Below are 9,681 nucleotides of genomic sequence, written 5' to 3' on the forward strand. Positions count from 1 at the left end.
GCGGGCATTGGCCAGTCGCCGCCAGTCGTCCTCGCTCAGCCGGCCCTCGGCCTCCAGCGCGGCCAGCTGCTGCTCGGTGGCGGACCAGTCGCGCAGGCGCTCGGCCCAGTTGGCGCGGGCCATGCGCAGCACCTGGTCGTCGCCCTTGGGCGGAATCTCGTTGAGCCAGTCCAGTGCACGCTTGGCGCCGCCGAACCTGGCCAGGCTGAGGCTGTAGGCCTGCCACAGGCGCACATGGTCGTCGCCCTCGCTCTGCGCCAGCCAGGCTTCGACCAGCGAGGTGCCCGGCGGGTCCTGCTCGATCCAGGTCAGGCGCAGCTCCAGCAGGGCATCGTGACCGTCGCTCAGCTGCGTGGCCAGCGCCTCGGCCTCGCGGTAGCGGCGCTGCTTGGCCAGCGCCTCGACTAGCAGGCTGCGCGCCTCGTCGTTGCGCGGCACGCGCTCGAGCAGATGGCGCATCAGCCGCTCCACCTCCGCCCAGTTGTCGCGGCCGGCCTCGCGGTAGGCGCGGTCGAGGAAGGGGTAGCTGCGAAACTGCTGGAAGCCGGTCAAGGGCTCGGCGGCCATCGCCGCAGTGGCGACCAGACCGGCGAGCAGGGACACACCGAGCAGGCGCTTCATACCAGCGCCTCCACCAGCCGATAGGACTCGCGCTGTTCCTCGGCCTGTTCACGCAGCGCCTGCCGCAGCACCTCCTCGCCGATCACCCCGCGCTGCAGCAGGTGCTGGCCGAGGGAGTGCCGCTCCGGGTCGAAGTCGATCAGCGCCTGGTTGAACAGCGACGGCGGCAGCAGACCGCGCACCTGCAGCAGGTCGCCGAACAGCACCTGGTGCTTGCACACCTGCTCCAGCAGGGCCTCGTCGTCGGCATGGCGCTGCAGTGCGGCAAGCATGGCGCGGCTCTCCTCGCTGCTGTGGCGGCCGCCATACCAGTGGCGCAGGCCCAGGGTCACCCGCCCCTGCGGCGCCAGCTGCCAGCGCACCGGACGACCGAGCTGGCGACTGATGGCGCCGACCGAGACCTGGCTGAGCAGGCGTTCGCTGGCCAGCACCAGGGTCTCGCCCTCCTCCGCCACCGGCAGCACCGCATAGCGCAGCGCCAGGCGCCGGGGAAAGGCACGGATCAGGCGCTGGTCGAGGCGGAAGGGGTTGAGCGGCGCCCAGGGCTCGTCCAGCTGCGCGGCCAGGGCCTGCACCAGCTGGCGGCTGTCGAGCAGGCCGTCGAGCAACAGCTGGCGGCCGAGACGACGCCGCACCGGGTTGGTCAGCGCCGCGGTCAGCTGCGCCTCGCCGATCAGGCCCTGTTCGACCAGGCGCCGGCCCAGCGGCGTCTGCGGGCTCTGCCCGAGCGAGGGGAATTCGTGGGTGGTCTTGTCCCAGGCCACCCGGCGCGAGTCGCCCATCTCCAGCACCTGCTTGAGCGCGCGGACGTTGGCGAAAAAGTTGACGAAGTTGCTCCACATCATCCGCGGCACCGACAGCAGGCCCTGGCCGATGCCGTAGAAGCGGGTGACGAAGTAGCCGCGCTGGAACAGGCGGTTGAGCAGCAGCAGGCCATTGAGCCAGAGCAGCGTGCTGAGCAGCGGGCTGCCGGAGAGGATCGAGGGAAAATGCCAGGCCTCGGGGTTGAACAGGCCGATCAGCCACATGGCGAGCAGCACCAAGAACAGCAGGTTGACCAGAAAGCTCAGCAGGTAGGCGAACAGCCCGCGGCGGTCGCGCCAGAGGAAGTAGTTGAGCGCCGCCCGCGGGCTCCAGCCCAGGTTGCGGGTACCCTGGAAGACGATGCCGGTGATCCAGCGCGATTTTTGCCGGATGGCGTGCGCCCAGGTCCGCGGAAAGTGCTCGCGCACGCAGATCACCTGGGCGAAGCGCTGGCTCATGCCCAGCCCGGACTCCTGCGCCAGGGCCAGTTTCGGATCGCTGACCGGGAAACGGGCGAAGATGCACTTCATGCCCTTGGCCTTGAGGCGGAAGCCGATGTCGTAGTCCTCGGTCAGGCTCTGCACGTCGAAGGCGATGCCGTCGCCGTCTTCCAGCAGCGCGGCGATGGCGCGGCGGCTGAAGCAGGTGCCGACGCCGGCGCTGGGCACCTGGCCGGTGAGCGCCTCGCGCACCACCACGTCCTTGCCGTGGTTCTCGGCGAACTCGTCGACGTAATGCCCGGCGGTGAAGCCGCTCCACTCCGGGGCATAGGGGTAGACCGGCACCTGGATCAGGTCCTTGTTCGGCAGCAGGTAGTTGAACAGGCGCAGCTCCAGCGGCGAGATCACGTCCTCGGCGTCGTGCAGGATGAAGCCGGCGAACTCCACCCGCGCCTCGGCCTCGAAGCGCAGGATGGCATCGATCACGTTGTTCAGGCAGTCGGCCTTGCTGGTCGGCCCGGGGCGGGCGCAGACCACCTTGTGTACGTTGGGGTAATGCAGGCACACGGCGTCGACGTCGGCCTGGGTGTCGGGGTCGTTGGGGTAGGTGCCGACGAAGATCTGGTAGTTCTCGTAGTCCAGGGTGGAGGCCGCCAGGCGCGCCATCTCACCGACCACGCCGACCTCCTGCCAGGCCGGCACCATGATCGCCAGGGGCTTTTCCGGCGTGCCATAGAGCAGCGTCTCGTCGGCGCGCTCGTGCTCGGCGTAGACGCGAAAGCGGCGGATCAGCGCACGCCCCCAGTACACCAGGTCGATGAACAGGTCATCCAGGCCGAGCAGGAACATCAGCGCGGCGAGCAGGATGGCCAGGTATTTCAGGGCATACAGCACATAGGCCAGCAGGTCGACCAGATCCAGACTCATCGCGCGTCACTCGGTTTTGGCTGTTGCGGCCCAGCGCAGCAGGCGCTGGGCGATCTTCTCGCTGGCGTGGCCGTCGCCATAGGGGCTGAACACCCGGTTCATCGCCCGGTAGGCCTCGGCATCGTCGAGCAGGCGCGCGGTCTGCGCGACGATGCGCGCCGGGTCGGTGCCCACCAGCCGCACCGTGCCGCCCTCCAGCACCGAGGGCCGTTCGGTGACCTCGCGCAGCACCAGCAGCGGCTTGCCCAGCGCCGGCGCCTCCTCCTGCACGCCGCCGGAGTCGGTGAGGATCAGGTAGGCGCGGTCCATCAGCCAGACGAAGTGCGGGTAGTCCTGCGGCGCCACCAGATGGACGTTGGCCAGGCCGCCGAGCAGCCCGCGCACCGGCCCCTGCACCTGCGGGTTGAGATGTACCGGGTAGACGAACTGCACCTCGGGGTAGCGCCCGGCCAGCTCGGCCAGGGCCTGGCAGATCTGCTCGAAACCCTGGCCGAAGTTCTCCCGCCGGTGCCCGGTGATCAGCACCAGGCGCTGCTCCGCCGCCAGCGCCGCCAACGGCGAATCGGCCGCCGGCTGCCAGCCGCTGCTGCGCAGGTGATCGCGCATCCACAGCAGGGCGTCGATCACCGTGTTGCCGGTGACCTCTATATCGGCCGGCGCGCGGCCCTCGCGCAGGAGATTGTCGCGGGCCTTGTCGGTGGGCGCGAAATGCAGGTCGGCGAGCACTCCGGTGAGGGTGCGGTTGGCCTCTTCCGGCCAGGGCGCGCGCAGGTTGCCGGTACGCAGGCCGGCCTCGACGTGGCCGATGGCGATCTGCCGGTGGAAGGCGGCCAGCGCGGCGACGAAGCTGGTGGTGGTGTCGCCGTGGACCAGGACGATATCCGGCTGCACCCGGGCGTAGCTGGCATCGAGGCGCAGCATCTCGCGGTGCTGGCCGGTGGAGCAGACGAACAGCTCGCCCCCCGGCCAATGTTTGAGTACCCGCGCCAGCGGCGCCATCTTGATCGCCTCGGGCCGGGTGCCGAAGACCATCTGAACCTTGAGGGACATGCACCGCTCCTTGGCCTGGCTCTCCATGAGGGGGAATCGGCCGTCTGCCTGATGAGAAGAACTCGCACCGGCAATACAAGTCGCTCTATCGCGCCCTGTCCAGGCCGATTTAGAGTTGCCTGGAGCGAAGTCAATGGAGATGCACCTATGCGTATCGTGCTACAGGGCAATGCCGGCGCCGGCAAGAGCACATTGGCCCGGCAGCTGATCGGCGGCCGCGACGTCGCCCGCCTGGCGCTGGACGAGATCGCCTGGAACGAGGGGCCTCAGCGTAAACCGCTTGGCGAAAGCCGGGCATTGCTGATGGGCTTTATCCAGGCACATCGACACTGGGTGATCGAAGGCTGCTATGGCGACCTGATCGAGACCGCGCTGCCCCACTGCGACGAACTGATCTTCCTCAATCCCGGCGTCGATACCTGTATCGCCCACTGCCGACGGCGCCCCTGGGAAGCGGAGAAGTTCGCCAGTGCCACCGAGCAGCAGGCCATGCTCGACAACCTGATCCAGTGGGTCGGCGAGTACCCCGTACGGCAGGACGAGTACGGCCTGGCGCGCCATCGTGCGCTGTTCGAGGGATTCACCGGGCGCAAGCGCGAATACCAAAGCCCGCACGACTACCCGAACTCATCTGCCGAATAACCCCGCATGCCTACAGGCGTGGCGTTACAATGGCCGTCCTTTTGCCAGCCGAGCCACCCCGCATGAGCGAACCCGTCCGCCTGTCCAAACGCGTCATCGAACTGTTCGGCTGTTCGCGGCGCGAGGCCGACCTGTACATCACCGGCGGCTGGGTCAGCGTCGACGGCCAGGTGGTCGAGGCGCCGCAGTTCAAGGTCGAGGGCCAGCGCGTCGAACTGCACCCCGAGGCCAGCCTCGATCCGGTGGAGCCGGTGACCCTGCTGCTGAACTGCGCGGCCGACGCCGACAACGCGCGAATCCAGCAGTCGCTGGCCGCCGTCAACCACTGGAGCGACGACCCGCACACGCAGCGCGTGCTGCATGGGCATTTCCTCCGCCAGGAGCAGAGCCTGCCGCTGCAGGTCGGCGCCAGCGGCCTGGTGGTGCTCAGCCAGGACTGGCGCACGCAACGCAAGCTGCGCGAGGACGGCCACAAGCTGGAACAGGAATACCTGCTGGAGGTCAGCGGCGAGCTGGCGCCGAACGGCCTGGAGCGCCTGAAGAAGGGCCTGCTGCACAAGGGCGTGCAGTTCCCGCCGTGCAAGGCCAGCTGGCAGAGCGAGCAGCGCCTGCGTTTCGCCCTGAAGAATCCGCAGCCGCAGCAGCTGCGGCAGATGTGTGCGGCGCTGGGGCTGACGGTGCTGGCGATGAAGCGCATCCGCATCGGCGGCGTGCCCATGGCCAAGCTGCCGCTCGGTCAGTGGCGCTACCTGGGCGAGAAGGAACGCTTCTGACAACCATGCTAGGGTTTGCCTCTCGTCTTGCGGAGACCATCGCCATGCGTACGCTGCTACTGACCGCCCTGCTCGCCCTGAGCGCCGCCTGCCTGGCCGCGCCGGCACCGTTCTTTCTCTGGCAGAGCAAGGCCGACGGCCACCTGACCTGCGCCCAGGTCAGCCCCGGCGAAGGCTGGGTGCGCTTCGCCGGGCCCTTTCGCGACGCTGGTTGCCGGGTGATCGACTAGCGAAGCGCCTTTGGTCAGCGCCTGCCGGCGCCGGGCCATGCTCGACTAGCATTAGCCATGGGGGATCTGACTCACCTTCGAGGTGAAGGAGACCGCTCATGGCCACCCTCGACTGGCGCCTGCAAGGCACCGAATTCATTTCCTGCAATTGCAACTGGGGCTGTCCCTGCCAGTTCAGCGCCCCGCCCACCCACGGCAACTGCGAGGCGGTGGTGGCGATGCGTATCGCCCATGGCCACTTCCAGGCCACGCCCCTGGACGGCCTGTGCTGGGCCGCCACCTTCGCCTGGCCCGGCGCCATCCACAAGGGTAACGGCAGCGTCCAGCTGTTTATCGACGAGCGCGCCGACGCCGCGCAGCGTCAGGCGCTGCTGACCATCCTCTCCGGCCAGGAAAGCGAGCCCGGGGCCAATGTGTTCCAGGTCTTCAGCACCACCCTGAGCCAGGTGTTCGATCCGCTGTTCGTGCCCATCGAACTCAGCATCGATGTCGACGCGCGCCTCGCCACGCTGCACATCCCCGGCGTGCTGCAGGCCAGTGGCGAACCGATCCGCAGCCCGGTCGACGGCAGGCCGCAGCGGGCACGCCTGGTCCTGCCGGAGGGCTTCGAGTTCCTCGAGGCGGAGATGGCCAGCGGCAGCCACAGCACCCACGCCGCACTGCACCTGGAGTCCAGCGGCGGCCACAGCCACCTGGCCCGGGTGCACTTCACCGGCCAGGGTGTGCAGCCCTGAACGCGGTTGTGCCTCGCCGCCCGCTGACGGCGGAACAGGCGTTGTGGCTGTTGTGCCTGCTGACGCTGATCGCGCTCGCCTGGCTGGCGCTGCAGCGCATGGCCCTGACCATGAGCGCGCCGGGCGGCATGGCGGATGCGGCGATGAGCGGCATGCCGATGCCCTGGAGTCCGGGCGATGCCCTGCTGATGCTCGCCATGTGGGCGGTGATGATGGTCGCCATGATGCTGCCCGGCGCCTTGCCCACGCTGCTGCTCTACCAGGCGCTGCTGCGCGGGCGCCTGGCCGCCCCGCGGCGGCACCTGGCCGTGGCGCTGTTCGCCCTGGCCTATCTGCTGGTGTGGAGCGTCTTCGCCATTGTGGCCACCGCGCTGCAGTGGTGGCTGGAACAGCTCAGCCTGGTGCACAACACGATGCGCAGCGCCAGCACCCAGCTCACCGCGCTACTGCTGCTCGGCGCCGGCCTCTACCAGTGGCTGCCGCTCAAGGCGGCCTGCCTGACGCGCTGCCGCGGGCCGCTGCAGTTCTTCCTCGGCAACTGGCGCGACGGGGCGCTCGGCGGCCTGCGCATGGGCCTGGCCCATGGCGGCTACTGCCTGGGCTGTTGCTGGGCGCTGATGGGCCTGCTGCTGGTGGTGGGGGTGATGAACCTGCTGTGGGTGGCGGCGCTCGGCGCCTGGGTGCTGCTGGAGAAGTGCCTGCCGCAGGGCCTGTGGCTGGCGCGCCTGGGCGGGCTGCTGCTGATCGCCTGGGGCCTGTGGCTGCTGTTCGGCTGAGCCGCTGGGTTAACATGGCCGCCCCCGACCCGTATGCCGCCGCCATGACCTACAGCGTTTCCCCGATCGGTTTCGTCCGTTCCTGCTTCAAGGAAAAATTCGCCATCCCCCGCCAGCCGCAGCTGGCGCCGGCCGCGCGCGGCGTGCTGGAGCTGCTGCCGCCGTTCGACCAAGGCGACGCGGTGCAGGGACTGGAGCAGGTCAGCCATGTCTGGCTGCTGTTTCTCTTCCACCAGGCGCTGGAGCAGCAGCCGCGGCTGAAGGTGCGCCCGCCGCGCCTGGGCGGCAACCAGGCGGTCGGCGTGTTCAGCACCCGCGCCACCCACCGGCCCAACGGCATCGGCCAGTCGGTGGTGCGCCTGGAGCGGGTCGAGCCGGGCCGCCTGCACCTGTCCGGCATCGACCTGCTCGACGGCACCCCGGTGCTGGATATCAAGCCCTACGTGCCCTACGCCGACAGCCTGCCCGAGGCGCGCAACGCCATGGCCGAAGGCGCGCCGCAGCTGATCCCGGTGGCCTGGCAGGCCGAGGCGCTGCAGCAGGCGCAGGCCCACGCCCTGCGCCTGGGCGAACCGCTGGTGGAACTGATCGAACAATGCCTGGCGCAGGACCCGCGCCCGGCCTACCAGCAACCCGAGCCCGAGCGCCGCTACGGCGCGCGCCTGTGGGACCTGGACGTGCACTGGCACTACCCCGAGCCGGGGCGCATCCGCGTGCTGGACCTGCAGCGAGTGGCGCCGTAGCGCCAAAAGGCGCGCCGCCGGCAGGAGCTGCCGGCGGCACGAGGCTCAATCGAGGTTGATCGAACCGATCTTATGCACCGACAGGTCGGCGCCGTTGTATTCCTCTTCCTGGCTCAGGCGAATGCCCAGCAGTGCCTTGAGCACGCCATAGACCAGGAAGCCGCCAAGCAGCGCCACCAGCACGCCGAGCGCGGTGCCGATCACTTGGCTGGCCAGGCTGACGCCGCCCAGGCCGCCGAAGGCCTCCAGGCCGAAGATGCCGCAGGCGATGCCGCCCCACACGCCGCACAGGCCGTGCAGCGGCCAGACGCCGAGCACGTCGTCGATCTTCCATTTCACCTGAGTCGCGGTGAAGGCCCAGACGAACAGCGCGCCGGCGATGGCGCCGGTGACCAGGGCGCCGACCGGGTGCATCAGGTCGGAGCCGGCGCAGATCGCCACCAGGCCGGCCAGCGGGCCGTTGTGCAGGAAGCCCGGGTCGTTGCGCCCGACCAGCAGCGCGGCGACCGTGCCGCCGACCATGGCCATCAGCGAGTTGACCGCCACCAGGCCGCTGACGCCGTCGAGGGTCTGCGCGCTCATCACGTTGAAGCCGAACCAGCCGATGATCAGGATCCACGAGCCGAGGGCGAGGAAGGGAATGTTCGACGGCGCCATGGCCACCAGCTTGCCGTCGCGATAGCGGCCGTTGCGCCGCCCCAGCAGCAGCACCGCGCCGAACGCCAGCCAGCCGCCCATGGCGTGCACCACCACCGAGCCGGCGAAGTCGTGGAAGCCGGCGCCGAAGCGCGCCTGGAGCCAGGCCTGCAGGCCGTAGTTGCCGTTCCAGATCAGGCCCTCGAAGAAGGGGTAGACGAAGGCCACGATCAGCGCCGTGGCGCACAGCTGCGGGCCGAACTTGGCGCGTTCGGCGATGCCACCGGAGATGATCGCCGGGATGGCCGCGGCGAAGGTGAGCAGGAAGAAGAACTTCACCAGGCCGTAGCCATGGTTCTCGGTCAGCACCGCCGCCGGCTCGAGGAAGGTCACCCCGTAGGCGATCCAGTAACCGATGAAGAAATAGGCCAGGGCCGAGATGGCGAAGTCCGAGAGGATCTTCGACAGCGCGTTGACCTGGTTCTTCTGCCGCACCGTGCCCACTTCGAGGAAGGCGAAGCCGGCGTGCATGGCCAGCACCATGATCGCGCCGAGCAGGATGAACAGGGTATTGGAGCCGTGGATCAGGGTTTCCACGGCGCTGTTGATGTTTTCCATCTGCGAAGAAAACTCCGGCGTTGGGGAAAAAGCACCAAAGCAAGGCATCGACAAGCCGGCGCGCACCACAATGCAGCCGCCCGTACCGCCATGCCCACATAAAGCGCCAGGCCACGGCCCCGAAATGGCGCCGCTCGATTCTGGCTCCTTGGCACTAATTTCTTATTAATTAATAACTTAGGCTTGCGATCGGCCTTCCTGACCCAGACCGGAAAAGCCCCAACACGGGGCAATTCCGAGACTTCGCGCACCAGCACAATGCAAGCGCTATACCAGCCTGGCCCTTGGCCATTTACCGACTACCCTTGCGGAACCCTCGAGCCTCGACGCACTCGTAAGCCTTACATGCCCAACGCAGAGGACGCGCTCCATGCCCCGTAAAAACGCCACCCCGAGCAGCCAGGATGCCCTGCTGGAAGATTTCCAGGCCCTGGTCAGCGACACCGAAAAACTCCTGCAGCACACTGCCAGCCTCGCCGGCGAACAGGCCGAGGCGCTGCGCGACGATATCCGCAACAGCCTCGGCCGCGCCCGCGAGACCCTGCACCGCGCCGAAGCCGGCCTGCGCGAGCAGGGCAAGATCGCCGTGGACGCCACCGAGGACTACGTGCACAAGCACCCCTGGCGCGCACTCGGCCTGGCGGCTGCGGTGGGCCTGCTGTTCGGCCTGCTGCTCAGCCGCCGCTG

Annotated in this window: 10 protein-coding genes and 1 pseudogene; 7 read left to right on the forward strand and 4 right to left on the reverse strand. The window is 68.7% G+C overall.

Annotated elements, in window-relative coordinates:
- The 3 genes and pseudogenes from N878_RS04595 to wecB form a co-directional block, all read right to left on the reverse strand.
- Positions 1 to 621, reverse strand: a pseudogene (locus N878_RS04595) (phage receptor); the annotation flags it as partial.
- Positions 618 to 2,792, reverse strand: coding sequence for a cyclic di-3',5'-guanylate-activated glycosyltransferase NrfB (gene nrfB / locus N878_RS04600; protein ID WP_021442514.1), 2,175 nt, complete (start codon positions 2,790 to 2,792; stop codon positions 618 to 620). The pseudogene N878_RS04595 and the gene nrfB, both read right to left, overlap by 4 nt.
- A 6-nt stretch (positions 2,793 to 2,798) precedes the next feature.
- Complete coding sequence (wecB, locus tag N878_RS04605; protein ID WP_021442515.1) at positions 2,799 to 3,842, reverse strand: non-hydrolyzing UDP-N-acetylglucosamine 2-epimerase; 1,044 nt, start codon at positions 3,840 to 3,842, stop codon at positions 2,799 to 2,801.
- 147 nt (positions 3,843 to 3,989) lie between these two features.
- On the opposite strand from wecB, the gene N878_RS04610 reads away from it, so the two are divergent.
- From N878_RS04610 to tsaA, 6 genes are all read left to right on the forward strand, one after another.
- Positions 3,990 to 4,484: a hypothetical protein gene (locus N878_RS04610; protein ID WP_021442516.1), complete on the forward strand. Its 495-nt coding sequence runs from the start codon at positions 3,990 to 3,992 to the stop codon at positions 4,482 to 4,484.
- Between the two features lie 62 nt (positions 4,485 to 4,546).
- Positions 4,547 to 5,257 (forward strand): rRNA pseudouridine synthase, encoded by a 711-nt coding sequence (locus N878_RS04615; RefSeq protein WP_021442517.1) that lies wholly within the window; start codon positions 4,547 to 4,549, stop codon positions 5,255 to 5,257.
- A gap of 44 nt (positions 5,258 to 5,301) precedes the next feature.
- A complete protein-coding gene (locus N878_RS04620) occupies positions 5,302 to 5,487 on the forward strand; it encodes a hypothetical protein (protein WP_021442518.1) in 186 nt (61 codons plus the stop codon).
- Between the two features lie 98 nt (positions 5,488 to 5,585).
- The gene (locus N878_RS04625) at positions 5,586 to 6,221 is read left to right on the forward strand and encodes a DUF1326 domain-containing protein (protein ID WP_021442519.1); all 636 of its coding nucleotides are present in this window, start codon (positions 5,586 to 5,588) and stop codon (positions 6,219 to 6,221) included.
- Positions 6,222 to 6,229: 8 nt separating this feature from the next.
- Positions 6,230 to 6,997, forward strand: coding sequence for a DUF2182 domain-containing protein (locus tag N878_RS04630; protein WP_256217953.1), 768 nt, complete (start codon positions 6,230 to 6,232; stop codon positions 6,995 to 6,997).
- A 44-nt stretch (positions 6,998 to 7,041) separates the two neighbouring features.
- Complete coding sequence (tsaA, locus tag N878_RS04635) at positions 7,042 to 7,740, forward strand: tRNA (N6-threonylcarbamoyladenosine(37)-N6)-methyltransferase TrmO (protein ID WP_031302755.1); 699 nt, start codon at positions 7,042 to 7,044, stop codon at positions 7,738 to 7,740.
- Positions 7,741 to 7,785: 45 nt separating this feature from the next.
- Here tsaA and N878_RS04640 read toward each other — a convergent pair whose 3' ends face one another.
- The gene (locus N878_RS04640) at positions 7,786 to 8,994 is read right to left on the reverse strand and encodes an ammonium transporter (RefSeq protein WP_021442522.1); all 1,209 of its coding nucleotides are present in this window, start codon (positions 8,992 to 8,994) and stop codon (positions 7,786 to 7,788) included.
- A 370-nt stretch (positions 8,995 to 9,364) separates the two neighbouring features.
- Between N878_RS04640 and N878_RS04645 the strand changes: the two genes are divergently transcribed.
- Positions 9,365 to 9,681 (forward strand): YqjD family protein (locus tag N878_RS04645; RefSeq protein WP_021442523.1); only part of this gene is annotated, 317 nt, incomplete at its 3' end.

The sequence above is a fragment of the Pseudomonas sp. EGD-AK9 genome, from assembly GCF_000465935.2.
Classification (GTDB): Bacteria; Pseudomonadota; Gammaproteobacteria; order Pseudomonadales; family Pseudomonadaceae; genus Aquipseudomonas.